Source organism: Chitinophaga sp. 10T418, from assembly GCF_056394125.1.
On record NZ_JBFTHG010000004.1, the window covers coordinates 358068 to 379315 of the forward strand.

General features: G+C 44.0%; 20 protein-coding genes. 9 read left to right on the top strand and 11 right to left on the bottom strand.

The window, feature by feature from the left end; translation table 11 throughout:
- Positions 1-57: 57 nt before the first annotated feature.
- From AC1DCV_RS13640 to AC1DCV_RS13650, 3 genes are all read right to left on the bottom strand, one after another.
- A complete protein-coding gene (locus AC1DCV_RS13640) occupies positions 58-417 on the bottom strand; it encodes an ArsR/SmtB family transcription factor (RefSeq protein WP_012788619.1) in 360 nt (119 codons plus the stop codon).
- Between the two features lie 214 nt (positions 418-631).
- Complete coding sequence (gene tsaB, locus AC1DCV_RS13645) at positions 632-1309, bottom strand: tRNA (adenosine(37)-N6)-threonylcarbamoyltransferase complex dimerization subunit type 1 TsaB (RefSeq protein ID WP_477023661.1); 678 nt, start codon at positions 1307-1309, stop codon at positions 632-634.
- Between the two features lie 8 nt (positions 1310-1317).
- Positions 1318-1983, bottom strand: coding sequence for a 3-hydroxyacyl-CoA dehydrogenase family protein (locus AC1DCV_RS13650; protein ID WP_477023662.1), 666 nt, complete (start codon positions 1981-1983; stop codon positions 1318-1320).
- 99 nt (positions 1984-2082) lie between these two features.
- Here AC1DCV_RS13650 and AC1DCV_RS13655 point away from each other — a divergent pair, with 99 nt between their 5' ends.
- On the top strand, positions 2083-2466 hold the full coding sequence (locus tag AC1DCV_RS13655) for a RidA family protein (RefSeq protein WP_477023663.1): 384 nt from the start codon (positions 2083-2085) through the stop codon (positions 2464-2466).
- A 71-nt stretch (positions 2467-2537) separates the two neighbouring features.
- On the opposite strand, the gene AC1DCV_RS13660 is transcribed toward AC1DCV_RS13655, so the two are convergent.
- Positions 2538-4211, bottom strand: coding sequence for a L,D-transpeptidase family protein (locus AC1DCV_RS13660; RefSeq protein WP_477023664.1), 1674 nt, complete (start codon positions 4209-4211; stop codon positions 2538-2540).
- Between the two features lie 163 nt (positions 4212-4374).
- On the opposite strand from AC1DCV_RS13660, the gene AC1DCV_RS13665 reads away from it, so the two are divergent.
- The gene (locus tag AC1DCV_RS13665) at positions 4375-4701 is read left to right on the top strand and encodes a cupin domain-containing protein (RefSeq protein ID WP_477023665.1); all 327 of its coding nucleotides are present in this window, start codon (positions 4375-4377) and stop codon (positions 4699-4701) included.
- A 160-nt stretch (positions 4702-4861) separates the two neighbouring features.
- Here the strand turns inward: AC1DCV_RS13665 and AC1DCV_RS13670 are convergent, their stop codons facing one another.
- From AC1DCV_RS13670 to AC1DCV_RS13680, 3 genes are all read right to left on the bottom strand, one after another.
- Complete coding sequence (locus AC1DCV_RS13670) at positions 4862-6412, bottom strand: Rne/Rng family ribonuclease (protein ID WP_477023666.1); 1551 nt, start codon at positions 6410-6412, stop codon at positions 4862-4864.
- A gap of 458 nt (positions 6413-6870) precedes the next feature.
- The gene (locus AC1DCV_RS13675) at positions 6871-7713 is read right to left on the bottom strand and encodes a tetratricopeptide repeat protein (protein WP_477023667.1); all 843 of its coding nucleotides are present in this window, start codon (positions 7711-7713) and stop codon (positions 6871-6873) included.
- Positions 7714-7737: 24 nt separating this feature from the next.
- Positions 7738-8025 (bottom strand): HU family DNA-binding protein, encoded by a 288-nt coding sequence (locus tag AC1DCV_RS13680; RefSeq protein WP_073084475.1) that lies wholly within the window; start codon positions 8023-8025, stop codon positions 7738-7740.
- A 219-nt stretch (positions 8026-8244) separates the two neighbouring features.
- On the opposite strand from AC1DCV_RS13680, the gene mutY reads away from it, so the two are divergent.
- The 6 genes from mutY (at position 8245) to AC1DCV_RS13710 (ending at position 14140) form a co-directional block, all read left to right on the top strand.
- A complete protein-coding gene (mutY, locus tag AC1DCV_RS13685) occupies positions 8245-9318 on the top strand; it encodes an A/G-specific adenine glycosylase (protein ID WP_477023668.1) in 1074 nt (357 codons plus the stop codon).
- Positions 9319-9515: 197 nt separating this feature from the next.
- Entirely contained in the window at positions 9516-9974 is a 459-nt protein-coding gene (locus AC1DCV_RS13690; RefSeq protein ID WP_441577685.1) for a single-stranded DNA-binding protein, read from the top strand.
- Between the two features lie 132 nt (positions 9975-10106).
- Positions 10107-11450, top strand: coding sequence for a gliding motility-associated protein GldE (gene gldE, locus AC1DCV_RS13695; protein WP_477023669.1), 1344 nt, complete (start codon positions 10107-10109; stop codon positions 11448-11450).
- 22 nt (positions 11451-11472) lie between these two features.
- Entirely contained in the window at positions 11473-12075 is a 603-nt protein-coding gene (gene gldD / locus AC1DCV_RS13700) for a gliding motility lipoprotein GldD (protein ID WP_477023670.1), read from the top strand.
- Positions 12076-12147: 72 nt separating this feature from the next.
- A complete protein-coding gene (locus AC1DCV_RS13705; protein WP_477023671.1) occupies positions 12148-12714 on the top strand; it encodes a DUF3109 family protein in 567 nt (188 codons plus the stop codon).
- Positions 12715-12760: 46 nt separating this feature from the next.
- Positions 12761-14140, top strand: coding sequence for a LutB/LldF family L-lactate oxidation iron-sulfur protein (locus AC1DCV_RS13710; protein WP_477023672.1), 1380 nt, complete (start codon positions 12761-12763; stop codon positions 14138-14140).
- Here the strand turns inward: AC1DCV_RS13710 and AC1DCV_RS13715 are convergent.
- The 3 genes from AC1DCV_RS13715 to purH form a co-directional block, all read right to left on the bottom strand.
- Entirely contained in the window at positions 14137-15393 is a 1257-nt protein-coding gene (locus AC1DCV_RS13715; protein WP_477023673.1) for an energy transducer TonB, read from the bottom strand. The two genes, AC1DCV_RS13710 and AC1DCV_RS13715, sit on opposite strands and share 4 nt — an antisense overlap.
- Complete coding sequence (locus tag AC1DCV_RS13720; protein WP_477023674.1) at positions 15386-15964, bottom strand: RNA polymerase sigma factor; 579 nt, start codon at positions 15962-15964, stop codon at positions 15386-15388. Before AC1DCV_RS13720 ends, AC1DCV_RS13715 begins: the two co-directional genes overlap by 8 nt.
- Positions 15965-16121: 157 nt before the next feature.
- Positions 16122-17636, bottom strand: coding sequence for a bifunctional phosphoribosylaminoimidazolecarboxamide formyltransferase/IMP cyclohydrolase (gene purH, locus AC1DCV_RS13725; protein ID WP_477023675.1), 1515 nt, complete (start codon positions 17634-17636; stop codon positions 16122-16124).
- 251 nt (positions 17637-17887) lie between these two features.
- Between purH and AC1DCV_RS13730 the strand changes: the two genes are divergently transcribed.
- Positions 17888-19033 (top strand): hypothetical protein, encoded by a 1146-nt coding sequence (locus tag AC1DCV_RS13730; RefSeq protein ID WP_477023676.1) that lies wholly within the window; start codon positions 17888-17890, stop codon positions 19031-19033.
- A 92-nt stretch (positions 19034-19125) separates the two neighbouring features.
- On the opposite strand, the gene AC1DCV_RS13735 is transcribed toward AC1DCV_RS13730, so the two are convergent.
- Positions 19126-21225, bottom strand: a complete 2100-nt coding sequence (locus AC1DCV_RS13735) for a ComEC/Rec2 family competence protein (RefSeq protein ID WP_477023677.1) — start codon at positions 21223-21225, stop codon at positions 19126-19128.
- Between the last annotated feature and the right edge of the window lie 23 nt (positions 21226-21248).

The window sequence follows — 21248 nt, forward strand, 5'->3', positions numbered from 1 at the left end:
CCGTTATGGCTACTTTTTTATATAATTTTCTTCCGTATGTAATACGGAGCAATACTTTTACCCAACAAGTTCTTCCACAAACTTCGCCACTTCAGCAATACGTTGCTTGTTGATGGTGTAGTGAATAAACTTACCATCTCTTTCTGTAATTACAATGCCTGCGCGCCTTAATATGGCGAGGTGTTGCGATGCTACCGATTGTTCCAGACGCAACTTCACATAAATCTCGGTCACGGTCATTTTTTTGTGGTCTTCCAGCAGCTTAATCATCTGCTGGCGCAGCTTATGGTTGATAGCACGTAAAACCATAGCAGCCTTCTTGACGGCAATGTAATCCAATTTGATCTGGTCTTTTTCATTGGTACCTCTAGAAATAATAAGAGTATTAGAAGAGGTAGTTAATAATGTTTTTTCCATCGCATAATAGTTTTAAAAAAATGATGAAATGAAAGGGATCAACGGACAGTACTCGCAAACAGTTAGACAACAATTGCGGTAATCGATTTATACAAAAATATAATATCTATCACAATAAAAAAAATTTCCATACCTTATTTTATCATATATAACCCCCGGATACTTGCAAATTAGATGTAATTTGACTCTTCTATGACAAAACAACGTTATGTGTTCAGGGTTTTTGAGGAGAATAAAATGGCTTGAGGTAGAATGGACTGAAATAAGCCAGATCAACGAACATTTTTTTATCGAAAGCCTGCGCGGAAAGCGGTGCCATATGCGCCGCACTTATCACATATTCTGCAAAAATAGCATTTTTATGCGAAGATAACATCAGCTCCCATTTAGGGCTGCCATCTCCGAAAAAGTAAATTTTCTTTTCTGCCAGCGGACCATCCAGGGAAGAAGGCTCCAGGATCATAGCCTGTGGCGGCATGATCTCCTGTAAACCGGCATCATACAGCCCCATAAACACTTCCTGCCTGCGGGCATCCAGCATCGGACAATACCAGGCCAGTTCATCTTTTACTGTAGCTACCAATCCCTGCGCCATCATCTGTAATGTGGAAATAGCCAGCAGCGGCTTATGCCATGCATAGCACAAACCCTTTGCAGTAGCCACTCCTACCCTTAGTCCGGTATAGGAACCAGGACCAGCACTCACCGCAATAGCATCCAGTGCTTCAGGTAAAATGCCTTGTTCCTTCAATATCTGCTGCACAAATAAAATCATAGTAGCAGCATGATCCTGCTGCTTTTCATTCACCAGCGTTTGTATGGCTTGCCCATCGCGGGAAAGGCTCACAGAGCCGGTAGTTGTTGCGGTATCTATATTCAGTATAAGTGCCATGTAAAAAATTAAATCGCTTCGTATGCTGTTTGCAAAGAGGCTGCTACTTCATAACGGTCATCACCGGTAACATCGTGTATGGCCTTCAATACTTCGTACACATGCAGTATTCCGATCCGCTCACTCCATTCAAAAGGACCATAAGGATAGTTGGTACCCAAACGCATAGAAGTGTCTATATCCTCCCGGGATGCCGTTCCTTCCTGTGCCGTGAGATAAGCTTCATTAATGATCATGCATATCACCCGGGGAGTAACCATACCAACAACATCCGCCACCAGCGCATATTCCCAGCCTAGTTTATACATGATACTATCCAGCGTTTCCTTTTGTCCTTCATCCATCACCGTTACCTCCATCACCGGCATATTCACAAACCCCGGTAAAAAATTACAACCCATGATATTGAATCCCTGCTCAAAGGCAAACTGGTTCATGATGTCGGATAAGGATGCTTTTACCATACCTGCCAACACCGGAATCCCCGGATTCTTTGCATACATGAGGGCATGCTCCGGCCGGTCGTCGAAGATGAGATCCAGCACCAGGTCAAATACTTTTAGTGACAATACCTCTTCCAGGCTTGTTTTCCATTGTATGTCATGATGCGTGGCCATTCCCTTCTGCTGCAATTCTTCATACCGTTGCGCATCTGCTATTACCAGGATATTCATGCGTTAAATTTCGGCAAACCTAATAAAGAATCATTAATTATAGCACATCTGCCCTGACAGACATTTGTGCGTTCTTAATTATTATTTACTTTCGTTTACATGGAAAAGCAAATCATTAACACCACTAATGCGCCCGCTCCTATTGGGCCTTATAACCAGTCTGTGAAAGCTGGTAACACACTGTATGTATCTGGTCAGATAGCCCTGGATCCAGCTTCCGGCGAACTGATTAAATCAGGCATCGTGGATGAAACGCACCAGGTAATGAAAAATCTGCAGGCCATTCTTACCGAAGCTGGCTTGGGTTTTCAACACGTGGTAAAAACAACGATCTTTCTTACAGATATGAAAACATTCCCACAAGTGAATGAAGTATATGGCAGTTATTTTACCAGCGACTTTCCAGCCAGGGAAACTGTGCAGGTAGCGGGATTGCCAAAAGGAGTGGATGTTGAAATCTCTGTTATTGCAGTAAGCCTCTAAAGATTATTACTATAAAAAAGCAGCAGCGGAAAGGAAATCTTCCTGCTGCTGCTTTTTTTTTGTTTGTTCGATTACTTTGTTCCAAATAGGGAAGTAGCCAGTTTCGCATCGTGTCCATACACATCATCCCGGAAATTCAGTCTGCCGTCACTATCCACAAAGGCAGTGAAATACACAATAAATACGGGCACTTTATCTTTTACGGTCACATATTTCTCTTTGCCGGCATTCATCGCATCGTCAATTTTCTTTTCAGTCCAGGTGGAATCATCGCGCAGCAGCCATTCCGCCAGGTGCTTGGGTTCTGCAATCCTGATACAGCCATGGCTGAAAGAACGCTTGTTTTCTCCAAACAGGTAACGGGCCGGGGTATCATGTAAATAAATATTGTATTCGTTGGGGAAAAGGAATTTCACTTTACCCAATGAGTTTTTACCACCAGGTTTCTGTCTTACTACGTAAGGGAAATTACCCCCGGAATACTTGCTGAAATTGATAGATCCCGGAGAAATAGTTTTTCCGCTGGCGCCTACAATTTCCATATTCAGTCTTGACAGATAACCGCCACCACTACGTTTCAAACCAGGCAACACTTCTTTTGACAATATTCCCGGAGGCACATTCCAATAAGGACTAAACACGATATGGCGTAGTTCTTTGGTAAATATAACAGTGCTGGCACCAGGTTTACCTACCACTACATTGCAACTCCAGGCTAATTTCCCTTTATCATATACATGCATTTTAAACTGAGGGATGTTCACCAGGATGTAGTCTGTAGTCGGCTCTATAGGTACCCAACGCAAACGCTCCATATTCAGCAATATTTTTTGAATACGATCTTGCAGCGGCGTATTCAGGGCGTCCAGTACACTTTTATTGATGGTACCATCTTCTTTTATGCCCATTCTGGCCTGGAAACTACGGATAGCAGTATCCAATGCAACGGTGAAGCGTTTGCTGCTGTCAGTTCCTGGCAGGTCACCAAAAGCTTCCAGCCTGTATTTCACTTCCGCAATTACGCTGGAAGAATCTCCTTTTTTGAAGCTTTTCTGGGTACTCCGGATGGAATCCCATTTTTTGCCGGATTCCAGCTGGGCCAGTTTTCTCAGCTGTTGGCGCAGGAGGATATATTGTCTGTTTACAGGTTCATCGTCTTCAAAAGCGTTATTCTTTTTACCAACCATAGAATCCAGTAAGCTTTCCATGTCTATTTTCTTACGGGGAATAAACCATTCCAGGTCTTTGGCCGAATCGGCGGTAATACCGTTCCAAACTTTATTGCCATAGGCAAAGAATTGCGCGGTAAGCAACATTTCAATGCGGGGAATGGATGTATCTCCTGGTTTCAGGCCCACATCGCTGACCAGCAGGGTATCGGTCAGTTGTTGCAGATCTGGTGTCATCAGACTGCTGTCTTTGATACCATAGGCGGCATCATTTTTCATCATGTTAATAAAGTTGCTGGCTTGTTCTGTCAGCCCATCTTTATTGATCCATGCGTAATGAAAATCGCGCTTGCGGTAGAAGTTGAGAATAGATTCATCATAGGCATCATAAGCTTTATGTGACTGCAGAAATGTGTTCACATAATTGCTGTCGATAGTCTGGTCAATATACGCCTGTTTGGTATAGTGAGAGGTATCTCTTGCCTTTGTTCTTTTGCGGGAACCGCTTTGTTGCTGGCAGGCAGCAAAGATGATCAACGACAGTAAGGCAAATAAGGAGTAGAAACGTATAGTCATATGCGTAATGGATGTATTTATTTACTTAAACAAACATGACAATTATAATTGGGATTAAAAGGGTATTTATGACGGTAAATGTATGAAATATATATACTTATAGCTTCAGGTCGTTGTTAAAATCTGCTGTATAAACTATATTTAATATCTAAATGCTATAAATATGAATAAACCTGCTTCTTTAGATGAGATCCCTGTAAAGAACACGATTGCCGGCCATTACGGTCGTTTTGTACATGGTAGCAAAAGTACATTGGCATTCTGGGAGATAACAGCTGGCTCAGATTCGCCTATCCATCAGCATCCGCATGAGCAGATCATGTATGTAGCGGAAGGCAGTTTTGAAATGAATCTGGATGGAAGAAAATATCTATTGAAGCAACATGATACGCTCGTGATTCCACCAAACACGCCGCATGGTGGCCGTGCGCTGGCGGATTGCAAAATAATAGACAGTTTCAGTCCTGCAAGAGATGATTATCGATTCTAGCTTTTAGCCATTAGCTTTTAGCTTTTAGCAAAATGCAGCGGAGATAGTAATCTATACCATCAACTTCGCTGCATTTTGCTAAAAGCTAAAAGCTAATGGCTAAAAGCTGGAAATTAAGTTATAAAAAGCAAAAGGTCCGCAGTTGCGGACCTTTTGCTTTTTATAACTTAATTTCCTCGTCATTGGTGTCAAAGAAACGATATTCAGTAAGATGGTAATTGGAGTCGGCTTTTAATTTGATCCATTTTTTATAATGGAAATACCACTTCCATTGTTTGGATGCAAGGAATCCTTTGGTGAGGTAAGCGTACAATATAGGATGTGTGCGAATGGTGAGACCTTTATGCTGGTGATTCAGCAGGTATTGCAGGTTTTTCTCAATGTCTTCGAGGATCAGCATGGAGGCGCCGATTTTACCTGTTCCTCTGCAGGTAGGGCAATCTTCTGCTACGGAAATGGTGATCTCTGGCTTTACCCGTTGGCGGGTAATTTGCATGAGGCCAAATTTCGATATAGGTAAGATGGTATGTTTTGCTCTGTCCTGGGCCATAAATTTCTCCATGGCTTCAAATATCGCCTTTTTGTTTTCCGGCAGTTTCATATCAATGAAGTCAATGATAATGATACCACCCAGATCACGCAGCCTTAGCTGTCGGGCAATTTCTGCAGCTGCTTCCAGGTTGGATGCGAGGGCATTTTGTTCCTGGTTGTTGCTGGAGCTTTTATATCCGCTGTTAACATCTACTACGTGTAGTGCTTCGGTTGCTTCAATGATGAGGTATACGCCACTGTCGAGGTTTACGGTTTTACCGAAAGACGCCTTTACCTGGCGGGTAATACCGAAGTTATCGAAGATAGGCGATCCGTTATTATAGTAATTAACGATATCAGACTTTTCGGGTGCAATCTTTTGAATGTACGTTTTGGTGTCTGTGTATATATTTTTATCGTTAACGACTATACGGTTAAAGCTCTCATTGAGCAAGTCGCGGAGAATACTGGCTGTTTTGGTTTGTTCGCTCAGGATCTTTTGCGGGGCAACGCCACCGCTGAGATTGGCCTGGATATTTTTCCAGGTTTGAACGAGGGTCGTCAGATCTTCGTGTAATTCTGCTGTTTTCTTTCCTTCTGCGGCGGTCCGTACAATAACGCCAAAGTTGGGCGTTTTGATGGCTTCCACAATTTTCTGCAATCTTTTTCTTTCTTCGGAGGAGTGGATTTTTTTAGAAACCGCAACAATATCATTAAAGGGTGTTAACACTATAAACCTTCCGGGTAAAGAGATTTCGCAGCTAAGGCGCGGGCCTTTAGAAGAAATGGGTTCTTTCAGAATTTGTACGAGGATGTTGGGTTTCCCTCCCAGTACATCAGTAATTTTACCGGTCTTCACTATTTCCGGTTCATTCTTAAACTTAGTGAAATCGAATCCATCGGGCGTTTTATCGCTGATAGCTGTTGCAGTAAATTTAAGAATAGATCGGATATAGGGGCTGAGATCCGTGTAATGTAAGAAGGCATCTTTCTCGAAGCCAACGTCCACAAATGCAGCATTTAAGCCGGGTATCAGCTTTTTCACCTTGCCCAGGTACAAATCGCCTACTGAGAAGTTAGGATTGCCACTTTCGTGATGTAATTCCACTAGCTTCTTATCTTCCAGTAACGCAATTTCCACCCCTGTGGGAGCCGCATTTATAATAAGTTCCTTATTCAAGCGTCCAAAATTTTAACCTTTAAAACTTCACCTTTATGCTATGCACACGGCTATTAAGTAAGAACAGCTTACTGCATACCAAAACAATAGCTCACCATAAAGTTAGCGTATTTCTTCACGTTCGTGACGAATGGATTGCTTAAGGGTTCAGCGATCACTGCAGGTAATGTCCGGAGAATTCAATTGCGGGATCTATGGAAACAACCTGCATGACTATAGCAATTTAAGAAGTAAATGCTAGAATCATGCAGGATATATGAAAATTTTTATCCGACCACCGCGCCGGGAAAATACCGTATTAGTATAAATGGCGGGAAACTGGAGTAATTATTTCTTTTTACTTTTATGCCGGTTCTTTCTCAGTCTTTTTTTACGCTTGTGAGTGGCAATTTTATGTCTTTTTCTTTTCTTACCGCAAGGCATACGCTGATACGTTTTTAAATGATTGAAAAATAATATTATTGAATACTTTTAATGTAACTATCTACTTCCTTCTTCAGTTCCGGATCGGTCATCAGCTGTTTTGCTTTTTCAAACAGCTCAATCGCTTTCTTCTTATCTCCTTTACTCCGGTACGATTCTGCCAGCACAAATAATACTTTCGCATTATCCGGGTGACTCTTCGCAACGCCTTCCAGTCTTTCGATAGCTTTATCGTACTGACCCGATGTAATAGCAAGGTTAGCTAAAGTAACCTGTGCATCTATGTTATCAGGATGTGCAGCCACTACTTCTCTTAGCTTAGCCACACCTGTCATAGGTTCACCGGTGTTCATGTACACCATGGCCTGTGATATTTTAAGTGTGTCGTTCGCCGGGTTCAATTGTATTGCCTGATCAAACAAAGTGATTGCTTGCTGGGCTTCCCATTTTGCTACACGCGGATCTTCTGCATGCTGCAAGTGGGCCAAAAATAAATTGGCTGCAAAGGTGAGGCTTTTTTCGGAATTTTCCAACTTAGCGGCTTCGCCAAGATAATATGCGGCTACGGGCAGCTGGTTAAGGCTGTCCCAGGTGTTGTACAATTGTTGGTAGGCGGCTATCTGTTGGGTCTTCACATCCCCGCGGACAACATTGGTCTCAATTGAATTTACCTGTAAAAGTTTTTCAGCAGGAATTTTCCCCTTCGCTGTAGTAAGCAGTTCAGAGAAGGCAATAGGTTCTACATCCTGTCCACCCTGCATAGGGGCGGCAGATGACATAGGTTTCTTTTCTGACCGGGGCACAGTACGGCCAAAGGCGAATAATATCACCAATAGTGCCACCGCAGCACCCACCAGAAGAACTTGTGTTTTTTGCATCGCCTAAATTATTAGGCTGCAAAATTAAGAACTTTTAAGCTTCTTTACCTCAGCAACAAATTCTTTCGAAGGTTTAAATGCCGGAATAAAGTGCTCAGGGATCTCCACAGCTACGTTCTTCTTGATGTTACGCCCAATCTTGGCTGCTCTTTTCTTGGTGATGAAACTTCCAAACCCACGGATATAAATGTGTTCTCCGTTTGCAAGTGCTTCTTTCACCTCTTTGAACATAGCCTCGAGTGTGACTAACACATCGACTTTGGGGATGCCGGTTTTTTCAGCAATGTTGTTAATTAAATCAGCTTTTCTCATATGAAAGCGAGAGGATTACTTTACTCTCAAAGTTAATTTAAAAATTCTAATTGCTGAATTTTAAGCAAATAAATTTTATCATTTTTTCTTATAACTGGTATTGGCGATAATTTATATTTATTTGCATGCCCGGAAATGGGTATCTGTTGTACCTTATAGGGTTTTGTACAGCATTTGCCATATCAATATACTAAATAATTTTATTAAAATAATATATAAATGATATCACCCCGACATTTTTTTACTGAAAAATTACTGGAATGGAACCGGGAAATGAACACCCGCAACATGCCCTGGAAGGGTGAAAAGAATCCATATCGCATCTGGTTATCTGAAATTATTCTCCAGCAAACCCGCGTAGAGCAAGGATGGCCGTACTATGAGCGCTTCATCCAAAACTATCCCACCGTCACTAAACTGGCGGCCGCCCCGGAGGAAGAAGTATTCCGCCTGTGGCAGGGATTAGGCTATTATGCCCGCTGCAAAAATATGCTGGCTGCCGCCCGCCAAATTACCAACCTCCATCATGGAAAGTTCCCGGATCAGTATGAAGAAATTAAAGCACTCAAAGGAATAGGCCCATATACTGCCGCTGCCATCGCCTCCTTTGCTTTTAATCTCCCCTATGCCGTACTCGACGGCAACGTTTTCCGGGTCCTCTCCCGCTACTTCGGCATTGAAACGCCCATAGACAGCACCGCCGGCAAAAAACAATTCGATACCCTGGCCCAGGAACTCCTCCCCGATGGCGCTTCTTCGGAATATAATCAGAGTATTATGGACTTCGGCGCAGTGGTATGCAAACCACAGCAACCCCTGTGCGCAGACTGCCCCCTCCGGAAAAAGTGCGTGGCCCTGCATAACCAGTTAGTACCCCTTCTCCCGATAAAAACTAAAAAACTGAAAATCAAAAAAAGGTACTTCAACTACCTGCTGGTCAATTATAAAGAAGAAATCTTTATCCGGAAAAGAACCGACAGCGATATCTGGCAAAACCTGCATGAGTTCATCCTCATTGAAACACCAGCACCTTCAGATATCACCACAATACAGTCTTCCGAAACATTCCGGCAACTCTTCGGCAACATCGCTTTTGAAATAGACCGGGTATCAGCTCCCTTTAAACAACAGCTCACCCACCAAACCATTCATAGTCAGTTTATTAGTCTTACCGTGAAAAAGCGCCCGGATTTGCCAGGATACATGCTGGTGGCGAGAAACAGCCTGAATAACTATGCTTTCCCAAAAACAATTACCACCTTTCTGGAAAGCAATCACCTCCAATTATTTTAGTCTTCACGCATAGAGATAAAAAATATACATTAACCATTAACACAGTTCAGTAATAGTAGTGAAAGAGAAAATCCGGCTCAATCGGCTGCCAGTAAGAAATTTTTCACTATCGATTGGAAAAAAATATTAACTTTAAGAAGGTTGTTTATTTATTAAAAGAAGAACTTTTTAACAATAGACTAAAAAAACCTACAACTATGAGAGGTGTTAATAAAGTAATCCTGATAGGCAATTTGGGCAGAGATCCGGATGTACAGTTTCTGGAAGGGAATATTGCAGTAGCCAAATTTTCGCTGGCAACTACTGAAACATTCAAAGACAGGGCCGGTAAGCTCATTTCACAAACAGAATGGCATACGGTGGTGCTTTGGCGGGGATTGGCCGAACTGGCGCAGAAATACCTGCACAAAGGCAGTCTTGTTTATATTGAAGGCCGTTTACGCACCCGCAGCTGGGAAGACAAAGAAGGCAACAAGAAATTTGCCACCGAAGTTGTAGGAGACAACCTGGTTATGCTGGATAAACGCATGGACCTCAATAACCAAGATCACCCCATACCTCACCATAGCAGTACGAGCACAGGCAGTGGAGAAAATTTCCGGGAACTGGAAATCCCCCCTTCATTGAATGAACCTGCAGACGATCTGCCTTTTTAGTTGCAAAAAAATATTAAGTTTTGATCCTACGTAATCCCATATAGGGACATTACTTATATTTGCGTGCAGGGAAAGCAATTCCGTGAATTACTTTCCCCTTATTTTTGATTATTTACATCAAAGTTGAACATCTTGGGCATCCTTTCGGCAAGCAACGTATCCTATTTTTTACAAGCCAGCGCACCTATTGGCACCCCTAATGTGGTGGTATTCCTGCTTGTTATATTTGTTCTATTGCTGCTTACCTTCATCGTATCCGGGGCAGAAGTAGCTTTCTTTTCCTTAAATTATAAGGATCTGAACGTGCTTAAAACCCGGCAGAATGCCTCCGGCAAACTTATTACCAAACTACTGGAAAAGCCGAAATCACTCCTCGCGTCTTTACAAATAGCAGGTATCCTGTTGACTATTGCGTTCATCATGATCACCAACTACCTCGTCACCCAGATGGAAGACCTGCAAACACTGCCGGTTGTTTCCCTCGTGGTACGTATTGCCGCTATCTGCCTGATATTACTGTTCTTCGGCCAGATACTCCCCAGGGTATGGGCCGCTCAGAACAATATTCGCTTTGCTACCTATTTCGCCTGGTTTGTAAGCCTGGTCCATGCCACCATGGAGCCGGTAAGCGACTTCTTTGTAAGCCTCAGCGGCAGCATTGAAGCCCGCCTGTTTCACCGCGGCAGCGGCCCCGTAAACTACCAGGAAATTGATGAAGCCATCGAAATGAGTGTAGACCCTACCGCCTCCCAGGAAGAAAAAAATATCCTCAAAGGCATCCTCAAATTCGGCAACATCACTGTAAAACAGATTATGCGCGGCCGACTCGACGTAAATGGAGTGGAATACGACAGCCCATTTGGCGATATCGTTAAACGCGTAGCTGATCTCCACTACTCCCGCTTACCCGTATATAAGGATAACCTGGATAACATAGTAGGTGTTATTCATACCAAAGACCTGCTACCCCACCTCGACAAAGGCAGCAATTTTGACTGGCACGAAGTAATGCGTCAGCCTTTCTTTGTACACGGACATAAACTCATTGAAGACCTGCTCTCCGAATTCCAGAGCCGCCGCATGCATTTTGCTGTAGTGGTAGACGAATTTGGCGGTACCTCCGGTATCGTTACCCTGGAAGATATCATGGAAGAAGTAATCGGCGATATCAAAGACGAATTTGACGAGGAAGAATTCAACTACAACAAAGTAGATAACTTCACCTATGTATTTGAAGGCAAAACCATGCTGAATGATGTTTGCCRCATCATGAACATACCTCCTGAAACCTTTGAAACAGTGAAAGGCGAAAGCGACTCCCTCGGCGGCCTGATACTTGAGCTGGCCGGAAAATTTCCGGAAGAAAACAGCGTTATTAACTACAACAACTATGATTTTACTGTACTGGAAGTAAATAAAATGCGCATCCAGAAAGTACAGGTAACCATCAGGCCGGACGCCGCTGACAAAGTATAGCCGCCTGCTAAATAACCGTAAAATGCCACATATAAAAGGAAAGGCCCTCGCCGTGATTTCCCTGCTGATATTACTATTTGCAGCCTGCGAAAATGTACCCACACCTAAACCAAGGGGTTACTTCCAGGTAAAATTCCCGGAAAGAGCCTACCGCAAATTTGATATGCCCGGCTACCCATATACATTTGAATATCCTGCATATGCCAATATCATTAAGGATACTTCCTTTTTTGGTGCAGCTCCCGAAAATCCTTACTGGATCAATGTAGACTTCCCTTCCCTTAACGGGAAAATTTATATGAGCTATAAGATCATAGGCCCCGGCAACAACGCCTACCGTAAACTGGTGGATGATGCCTTTAAAATGACTTATAAGCATACCTATAAAGCCGAATACATCGATGAAAATGTGATCCACACCCCCAACAATGTGAGTGGCACCTTTTACGAAGTAGGCGGTAATGCAGCTTCCTCCAAACAATTCTTTGCTACAGACTCCGTTCACCACTTCCTCCGGGGAGCCCTCTATTTCGATGTTACACCCAATGCCGACTCCCTTGCTCCTGTATACAAGTTCCTGGAACAGGATATGTGGCATATGGTAGAAACCCTCCGCTGGAGATAAGCCGGTAATGCCGTAACTTTGTGGTCTTATTAAGATTGTCTGTATATCATTTCAGGCATAAGACCGTTTCCGATGATCATCATTGACGATAAATACATAAGTGACGAAGTAATTGAAGAGCAGTTCGTATGCAACCTGTCGGCCTGCAAAGGCGCCTGCTGTGTAGCGGGCGACTGTGGCGCTCCCCTGGATAAAACCGAAGTAAAAGCCCTGAAGAGAATTTATCCGCAGATTAAATCTTACCTGCGTGAAGAAGGAATCCAGGAAATTGAACGCACCGGCACCAACACGATAGACGATGAATACGGCTATGTAACACCTATTGTGAACAAAGGCATTTGTGCTTACGCAACAGTAGATGCCCGTGGCATTGTAGGTTGTGGTATAGAAAAGGCGTACAATGATGGTGTAGTGGATTTTAAAAAGCCTGTTTCCTGTCATCTTTATCCCATCCGCATTAAAAAATACGAAACATTTGAAGCGGTAAACTATGACCGCTGGGATGTTTGCAAGCCTGCCTGTAAGAACGGTAAAACGTTACAGGTTCCGGTCTATCGTTTTCTCAAAGATGCTTTGATAAGAAAATACGGCACGGAATTTTATGAAGTGCTGGATAAAATTGCAAGAGAACACAAGTAAATCATTTTTGGATTTAACTATCTTTAATTAGGAACACTGCTTGCTTATGCATCAAATAGCATCTACTTTTCTCGAAGAAAGTGAAAAAAAAGCCGCTGACCTGGGTCACCGGCAAACTATCAACTTCAATATAGGTAAATATAATACTGCTGTAAAAGCCGGTAAACAACAGTTTTCTGATTTACCCGGCGCCAGAGAAAGAGCCAAAAATATTAAGTGGAGAGCTATTGAGCACCTGGATAATCACCTGGAAGAATTTGAGCAAAACTTTACCCGTCGTGGTGGTAAAGTCATCTGGGCAGAAACTGCCGAACAGGTACAACAGGAAATACTCGCTATCTGCAAAGCCAAACAATGCAAAAGCATTGTGAAAAGCAAGTCTATGGCCACAGAAGAAGTACACCTGAATGCCTTTATGGAAAGTAACGGCATTGAATGTGTGGAAACTGATCTGGGAGAATATATACAACAACTGGATGGAGAACCGCCCTACCACATCGTTACACCGGCCATGCATAAGAGCAAGGAAGATGTAGCCCGTTTGTTTGCAGAAAAACTGGGAACAGATCCTGGTCTCACACCAGAACAACTCACTCTTGTAGCCCGCGAAAAACTCCGTCACAAATACCTGGAGGCTGAAATTGGTATCACCGGCGCTAACTTCATTCTTGCTGACACAGGCTCTGTAGCAGTGACAGAAAATGAAGGTAATGCCCGGCTAACTACTGCATTTCCCAAAACACATATTGTATTAGTGGGTATAGAAAAGGTACTCCCGTCTATTGCAGACCTGGGGCTTTTCTGGCCTTTACTGGCTACTTATGGTACTGGTCAGCAGATCACCGCTTACAACAGCATTTTCAGCGGTCCGCGCCAGGAAGGAGAAGTAGACGGTCCGGAAGAAATGTATGTAATCCTGATGGATAACGGCCGTACCAATATCCTGCAGGATACCACTGCTCGTGAAAGTTTATATTGCATCCGTTGCGGCTCCTGCCTCAATGCCTGCCCAGTATACAAGAATATTGGCGGCCACACTTATGCCGCTACTTATAGTGGCCCTATAGGCTCGGTTATTACCCCACACCTGAAAGGGATGGATTCGTATATGCATTTGAGTTTTGCCTCTTCCCTTTGTGGTAACTGTACCGAAGTGTGCCCGGTGCGCATCAATTTGCATGAATTATTACTCCATAACAGGCAGAAAGCCGTAGAGGAAAACTATACTTCCGGCGGGGAAAAATTTGCCTGGTATGTATGGAAACAAGGTTGTGCCAGTCGTAAGATGATGAACCTGGCCAGCGGCAAAATGAAAAATTTCCTGTTAAAAAGGTTCTTTGCGAAAAGCTGGGGCGATAACCGCGAGTTGCCCGTATTTGCGGCCAAGTCCTTTAATCAGCAATGGAAAGAGCGGAATAGGCACTAATCCTTATCCACTGTAAACTTCACTTTTACTTTTACTTTAGCGGGTTTTCTGTCTGAAGCAGGTATCCATGCAGGACCTTCTTTGATTACCCTGATGGCTTCTGCATCGCAGGCATCATTCAGGTGACGGATGATCTTAAAGTCCTGTAAGGAACCATCCGGCATAACGGTAAAGGATACACGTACGATGCCTGTATATTTATTTTCCGGGTTCACTGTTTTTGTACGGAGATAATTTTCAAAAGCTGTTTCTCCGGTTACTGGTGCGGGTTCCCGGTATACCATTTCCGCATCACTGCGGTTGTCACTGGTTACATTTACGCCTGCCGCTTTTCCCTGCAATGTGGTGGTTATACTGTTCACGCTGTCGGCACTTACGCCATTCATCCCACGGATCATCACCGACTGGCTTTGTGTTACATTTTTCCTTTGTACGCCAACCACAACTTCATTTAATGATTTATCATTATTGCCGGAGAGTGTTGGACTGGCCCATTGCGACCGGTTTGCCTCCTGTTTTTTATCAGCATTAGCATGTGGTACAAAATAGTGCTGATATTCTTCTTGTTTATCCTTTTTTTCCGCTGCAAGAACGCCTGCAGGGGCATTATTCACTGGGGCGGGTACAGCACTCACAGACGGCGCTGCTTTATATACTGCCGGCGGCGCGGTACTTGCAGGGGCTACTTCTGCGCTGGCAGGTGCAGCAGCATTATTTGAAGGAACTGGAGCGTCATCAGCTGATGAGAGGGTAAAGCGTCGCTCCTTTAACCCGTTATTTTTAGGTGCAGCGGGTACCGGAGGCAATACTTTTTTAGAGAGCTGATCTGCACTTGCCATTGCCGGCGCTGATTCCCGTTCATCCTGCGGCAGAGAATCGGCCACCGGAGCGGATAAAGGAACCTGCATCTTAGCCAGTGGTGGTGTGCTTCGTTGCTGATCCCACAGGAACCAGCCAGCCGAGAACATCAGTAATAATATGGCTGCAGCAGCGGCCCAGCGATAATAAAGTGTGCGAACCTTTCCTGCTTTCGGTGCAACCCGTGCCTCCAGTCTGGAAACAAGATCTGCCTGATGCGCCTGCTGTTCCGGAGCGTGCTCTGCATATCCTTCCAACGCATCGGCCAGGAACGGATCGTCCAGGGCCTGGCGTTCCAGGTCGTGCATGGCTTTATCGTCCAGCTCTCCCGCCAGGTATTGGCGGATGAGCCCGGCGAGTTCTTCCGGTTTTATATGTGGTCGCTTGTCAGACATCTTGTTGTTCCATACATATTTTCAGGTTACGCTTCCCGTTTTGTATATAGCTTTTCACTTTGTTCATATCATAGCCGGTCATATCACTTACCTGCCGGTAGCTTTTTTCCTGCAGATAAAACAGGTCAACGCTACGTTTTTGCTCTTCCGGCAAGGTTTCCAGGCATTTTTCCATGCTCCGGAGGTTATCTTCCAGCGTAATTCCGTTCTCATGATGCCCTATTTCTTCATTTTCCACAACAGGGTGATCATCGATAGAAACTTGTCTTGATTCCTTGTTTTTCATGGCCCGCAGTTTCATTAAACAATGATTACGGGCCAGTACATGGAGCCAGCTTTTAAAATTCTGGACTTCATGCTGCTTTAACTTACCGATCAGTTCTTCAAAGATCTGCATTACGGCGTCCTTACTGGCATCTTCATCAAAATATTTCAGGCACACCCCATATACCAGGTTCATATAACGCTGGTAAAGAGCTGCAAGGAAGTCCAGTTTGCCGGTAGCTTTATACTCCCGGATCAAAAAGGCATCCTCCGCATCCTGCATGATATTTTGTTGAATAAAAGACATCTGGAACAGCTATTGGCTCTTCGCCTCAGCTTTTAGAATTATATTGATTTACAAGCTGACAATACTATTATTTTTTTTCGAATATCTAACGGGTAAAATAAGAAAGCACCGGAAACTCCAGTGCTTTCTCATTTTAATTGTACGTGGTGAATAACCCTTAGTGCCTGAAGTGACGCATTCCGGTCATTACCATTACCATATCATGTTCTTTACAGAATTCGATAGAGTCGTTGTCTCTCATGGAACCACCTGGCTGAATCACAGCCTTAATGCCCTGTTCGTGCGCAATGCTTACACAGTCATTGAACGGGAAGAAAGCGTCAGAAGCCATTACCGCCCCTTTCAGATCAAAGCTGAACTGTCCTGCTTTTTCGATGGCATGACGTAAAGCATCGATACGGGAAGTTTGTCCGCATCCTTTACCGATAAGTTGTTTGTTTTTCACCAGGGCAATCGCGTTTGATTTCAGGTGTTTACAAACGATGTTGGCAAACTCCAGGTCAGATTTCTCTTCGGCAGTAGCTGCGCGGGCGCCTACTTCGTTCCATTCTTTGTAGTTACCGTTATCGCTGTCCTGCAGTAATACGCCGTTCAATACATTTTTGTACATGTATTTGCTCTTCACGGGGTGTTTCTGTTCCAACAGGATGCGGTTCTTTTTCGCCTGCAGTACGATGAGTGCGTCTGCATCAAAGCCTGGTGCGATCAGGATTTCAAAGAAGATTTCGCTGATAGATTCGGCGGTAGCTTTGTCTATTATCTTGTTGGTAACGAGTACGCCACCGAAAGCACTTTCCTTGTCAGCAGCCAATGCTGCTTCCCAGGCTTCTTTCAGGGTATTGCGGGAAGCAATACCGCAAACGTTGGTATGCTTGATCACTGCAAAGGTGGTCGTTTCAAATTCCTGGATCAGCTGGCAGGCAGCATCTACATCCACCAGGTTATTAAAGGATAATTCCTTTCCGTGCAGTTTATTAAATACTTCATCCAGGTTACCGTAGAAAACACCCCGCTGATGCGGGTTTTCACCATAGCGGTTTACCTGTCCCTGTGGAATAGAGAGTTGGAAATTAGCGCCAGGCTCATTATTCAGGAAGTATTGAGAGATCGCTACATCATAGTGTGCACATACTTCAAATGCCTTGGCTGCAAAGCTTCTGCGGTCTTCTATGGTAGTCGCTCCGTTGTTGTCAGTTAATACTTTTTCCAGATCAGCATATTGATCTTTAGAGGCAACAATCACTACATCTTTGTAGTTTTTGCCGGCAGCACGTATCAGGGAAACGCCGCCTATATCAATTTTCTCAATAATAGTTTGTTCTACGCTGGTGCTCTTCACGGTTTCTTCAAACGGATACAGGTCTACGATCACCAGGTCAATTTCCGGGATCTGGTATTCCTTCAGCTGTTCCAGGTCCTGCGGATTATCGCGGCGGGCCAGAATACCACCAAACACTTTTGGGTGCAAGGTTTTAACACGTCCACCCAAAATAGAAGGGTAAGCAGTCAGGTCTTCAACTGCTACACATTTCACACCCAGGTCCTCAATAAATTTTTGCGTACCGCCAGTGGAATAGATGGTAACACCCTGTTCACCTAACTCTTTAACAATGTTCTCCAGGTTGTCTTTGTAGAAAACGGAGATCAAAGCGGATTTAATTTGCTTTTGCATGAATGGAAAACATTAGAAATTAATAACATAGGCTCCCTGATCCGGAACCGAAAAGAAGCGCAAAGTTAACACGTAACAATCATTTTTCCATTTATCAATCAGGTGGGCGCTGTTATTTATGAAAAAAAACACCTTATCAGGGGATAATTCTTTATTACTTAACCTTTTAATACCAATTATTTTATATTTTGCATGGTATTGTCAGCTGTTATTCCAATAATTTTGTTTCCGTTTAAAATTTACATCCCTATATGAAAAGAATTGTTTTGTTGTTTGCCCTGCTATGCCTGCTTTCCAGTGCGAAAGCACAGTTGTTTTGTGATACGGTAATTACTTTTGCCAGGAGTGCTCCGCCTTTAAATGGGGTCAAGATCAAAACCAATTTACCTTTTATCAATGGAGGGGAAATGCCAACTATAATCATTGAGGGCTATAACCAGGGGACTATGGATCCTATCGGGCTGATTATTAACTTCTATATCAGTAATGGCGCCTTTGCAAATACACGGGTTTCATCATTTGGTTCTTACGCTCCGCCAGTATCCCTGGGAAACGAGAACAATAAAGTTGTCATTTTCCTGGACAGCAGAGATGCCAACCAACGTTTTGCGATCAGGGCATTCGCTAAGGGCTTATCTCAGGACATTCCTGCAAACTATCAGGGCTGGAGTATAGTCGATGAGGCCTTACCAACTGGTCCTTATAAAGTAGATGTTACCTACATGAACAAATTTCCCGGCACTGTTTTATTTCCGGGAAATGGAATATGGAACAACCAGGGGCGTATCGGCCTTCATACTACTTCTCCCGCTGCATCGTTACATATAGTAGCTGCGGCAACGGATACCATTGCAGCTTCTGGAGGAGCTAAGCTGGCAGCAGTTCTTGGTAATGCATACAATGAATGGACTTCTTTTGGAGGTGCCAGCGGTGGTAAAATCCGTGGTAGCAATGAGGGATATCTTGTATTAGAAACGAATACGACCGGCAGTAATAACAGACTGTATTTAAACACCTCTTCTGCTGGTGATATTATCATGGCAATGGGTGGTGGACGTGTGGGGATTGGCACAACTGCTCTTTCGACCCAACATATGTTAACCGTTGAAGGATCGATCGGTGCACGGAGAGTACAGGTTGCATCCGTCAAACCCTGGCCGGACTATGTATTTAGTGAAGACTATACCCTCACACCTCTTTCTGAAACAGAAAAGTATGTGAAAGCAAATAAACATCTTCCCGATATGCCATCAGCTAAAGAAGTGGCAGACAAAGGTATTGATCTGGGAGAAATGAACAGGAAGCTATTGGAGAAAATGGAAGAAATGACCTTACATATGATCCGGATGCAGAAGAAAATAGATGAACTGGAAAGTAAAATGCAAGGGAAGCCATAGTCATACTAACCAAAGGCAGTCTGCTTTAAATAATAATTGTGCAATGGGTCCGTCTCTTTGAGACGTGACCCATTTTTTTGCATTCACATCTATCATCTGAAGTTATAAATAAAAGCCCCCTGCTCCGCAATGCTGTAGTACTTCTGCCCTAAGGTATCGCAAACATTTTTCCATTTCTCTACTTTGTAGGTACTGTTAGATGCCGCAAAAATGAGCGTATCATATTCATAAAGACTACTCAATTGCCTGATATCAACCCGGGAATTATGTGTCAATAAAATATAGTTTGTTTTAAATTTTTTCCCTGAGAGATGCCTGGGCAATATGCTGTCTATAATCAATAACCGTTTGCCCTGAAAACTGATACAGTGTCCATACTGCTGAAAGTTGTCAGGGGGACCGGCATACGCCCGCATGTCATTTCTCACAGCAAGGAGTTGTTCTGCCACGGGCTGTTGCCAAACACTGTCATCGCCGGTAAATTGTACCTGGTTGCCTTTTATACAGTCGATGGCCGTATAGGCGGGTACGTTATAAATAATCATTTTACACTGCGTATTACACGTGGTGACCCAGTATGCACGGGAAGCCAGATATCCCCATACGCTGAAGATAGCCAGCCAGGCACCTCCACGCCACCGGGTCAGCCACCACCCTGCCAGTCCGGCTATGAACAAATACAGGAATCCGGTTTGCAGCAGTGAACAATGAATATTGGTGATCAGGGCATAAGGCAATTCGCCCAGCCATTTTACGCAACTGTTCATACCCCAGATCAGAAATTTCAGTGCATACCCTGCCCATACTGCCGGCAGCCGGAAGGGAGCCAGGAAAAGCAGGATGACTTCTCCATAAATAATAACTGTAGATAGCGGCACCGCTACCAGATTAGCCAGCAGGAAGTAATTGGGGAACTGGTGAAAATAAAATAAACTCACTGGTGTAGTCATCAGTTGGGCTGCGAGCGACAGGGCCACCATTTGCCAGATCAGGTCTGCCCATTTTTTTCTCATTTCCCAAAGCTGATAAAGTGGTGGATAAAAAAGCAGGATACTCAGTACTGCCAGGTAGGAGAGCTGAAAACCTGCATCTATGGCCAGGTAGGGATTAAAGCATAATAATACGGATGCAGATGCTGCCAGTGTATTGTAAATGCTGCTGTAGCGTTCCAGTACAAAACGACCAATCGTAATACCGGTAAACATTACCGCAGAACGAAGCACAGAGGCAGAAGCGCCGGTGATGAGCGCAAATCCCCACAGCACGCTCAGTATAATAACTGTTTTCGCGATGTTGGACCATTTGTGTGCGGGCAGCCATTTCAGGCACCACAGCAATGTGCCATACAGCAGCGCGAGGTGCATGCCTGAAATGGCGATCACATGTACGATGCCGGTGTTGCTATAGGTTTGTACCACTGCTTTATCCAGGTCCAGGCGATAACCGATTAACAGCGCTTCGGCCATGCCGGCTTCCGGCCCGGTGCCGATATATTGCCTGAGGTTATCCAGACAATAATCCCTGGCTTTTAGCAATAGCCTGTTCACCGGGTTACCACGGTTGTGTGGTAGTTTGCAAAAGTCAGTGGTACGCAGGTAAAGCTGTTGATAGAGCTGCTGGGTTACACAATACTGCTGATAATCGAATCCTCCGGGGTTCCCGTTATTTTTAATCATTTCAGGGCATTTTCCGGCGATCAGCTCATCACCGTACCGTAAGCAAGGCAAAGTGGTATCTTTKGCAAAATAGAGCAACAAATAGCCTTTTACCGGCATCCATTTGCCATGATCATAGATGGCAATAACTTTAGCGGTTGTTTTAAAAGTGCGGGCCTTTTCCTGTAAGGGTTCATTGATCCGAAGTAAAAGCAGGGAGGAATCAGTAACGGTATGCCCAAAGAAGCCTTGCTGATGGCGGATGTCTGCCTTGTATAATAACAGGCCGCCACAACTGCCTAACAACAGGCAGATCAGGATGCCTGGTATCCAGGCCATCGCAAAGCGCCATTGCAGCGGCAAAAAACGAAACAGCAAAATACCGGTGATACTGATGCCCGCCAGTAGCCACAGGTAGATGGGTAACATGGAAAGAAAAAGCTGTAAACTTATTCCTGCAAGCAATGGTAGGAGAATGCGCAAAAAAGGCACACGCTTCCAAACCATGACAACAAACATGGTAGATTCAAAATGCATGTGGGGTTAACTTTTATCAGAAA

Coding starts and splice junctions, on each gene's coding strand:
- AC1DCV_RS13655 (WP_477023663.1), top strand. CDS start 2,083: ATGGAAAAGCAAATCATTAACACCACTAATGCGCCCGCTCCTATTGGG.
- AC1DCV_RS13660 (WP_477023664.1), bottom strand. CDS start 4,211: ATGACTATACGTTTCTACTCCTTATTTGCCTTACTGTCGTTGATCATC.
- AC1DCV_RS13720 (WP_477023674.1), bottom strand. CDS start 15,964: ATGTCTTTTATTCAACAAAATATCATGCAGGATGCGGAGGATGCCTTT.
- AC1DCV_RS13640 (WP_012788619.1), bottom strand. CDS start 417: ATGGAAAAAACATTATTAACTACCTCTTCTAATACTCTTATTATTTCT.
- purH (WP_477023675.1), bottom strand. CDS start 17,636: ATGCAAAAGCAAATTAAATCCGCTTTGATCTCCGTTTTCTACAAAGAC.
- tsaB (WP_477023661.1), bottom strand. CDS start 1,309: ATGGCACTTATACTGAATATAGATACCGCAACAACTACCGGCTCTGTG.
- AC1DCV_RS13715 (WP_477023673.1), bottom strand. CDS start 15,393: ATGTCTGACAAGCGACCACATATAAAACCGGAAGAACTCGCCGGGCTC.
- AC1DCV_RS13665 (WP_477023665.1), top strand. CDS start 4,375: ATGAATAAACCTGCTTCTTTAGATGAGATCCCTGTAAAGAACACGATT.
- AC1DCV_RS13710 (WP_477023672.1), top strand. CDS start 12,761: ATGCATCAAATAGCATCTACTTTTCTCGAAGAAAGTGAAAAAAAAGCC.
- AC1DCV_RS13650 (WP_477023662.1), bottom strand. CDS start 1,983: ATGAATATCCTGGTAATAGCAGATGCGCAACGGTATGAAGAATTGCAG.
- mutY (WP_477023668.1), top strand. CDS start 8,245: ATGATATCACCCCGACATTTTTTTACTGAAAAATTACTGGAATGGAAC.
- AC1DCV_RS13705 (WP_477023671.1), top strand. CDS start 12,148: ATGATCATCATTGACGATAAATACATAAGTGACGAAGTAATTGAAGAG.
- AC1DCV_RS13675 (WP_477023667.1), bottom strand. CDS start 7,713: ATGCAAAAAACACAAGTTCTTCTGGTGGGTGCTGCGGTGGCACTATTG.
- AC1DCV_RS13730 (WP_477023676.1), top strand. CDS start 17,888: ATGAAAAGAATTGTTTTGTTGTTTGCCCTGCTATGCCTGCTTTCCAGT.
- AC1DCV_RS13680 (WP_073084475.1), bottom strand. CDS start 8,025: ATGAGAAAAGCTGATTTAATTAACAACATTGCTGAAAAAACCGGCATC.
- AC1DCV_RS13690 (WP_441577685.1), top strand. CDS start 9,516: ATGAGAGGTGTTAATAAAGTAATCCTGATAGGCAATTTGGGCAGAGAT.
- gldD (WP_477023670.1), top strand. CDS start 11,473: ATGCCACATATAAAAGGAAAGGCCCTCGCCGTGATTTCCCTGCTGATA.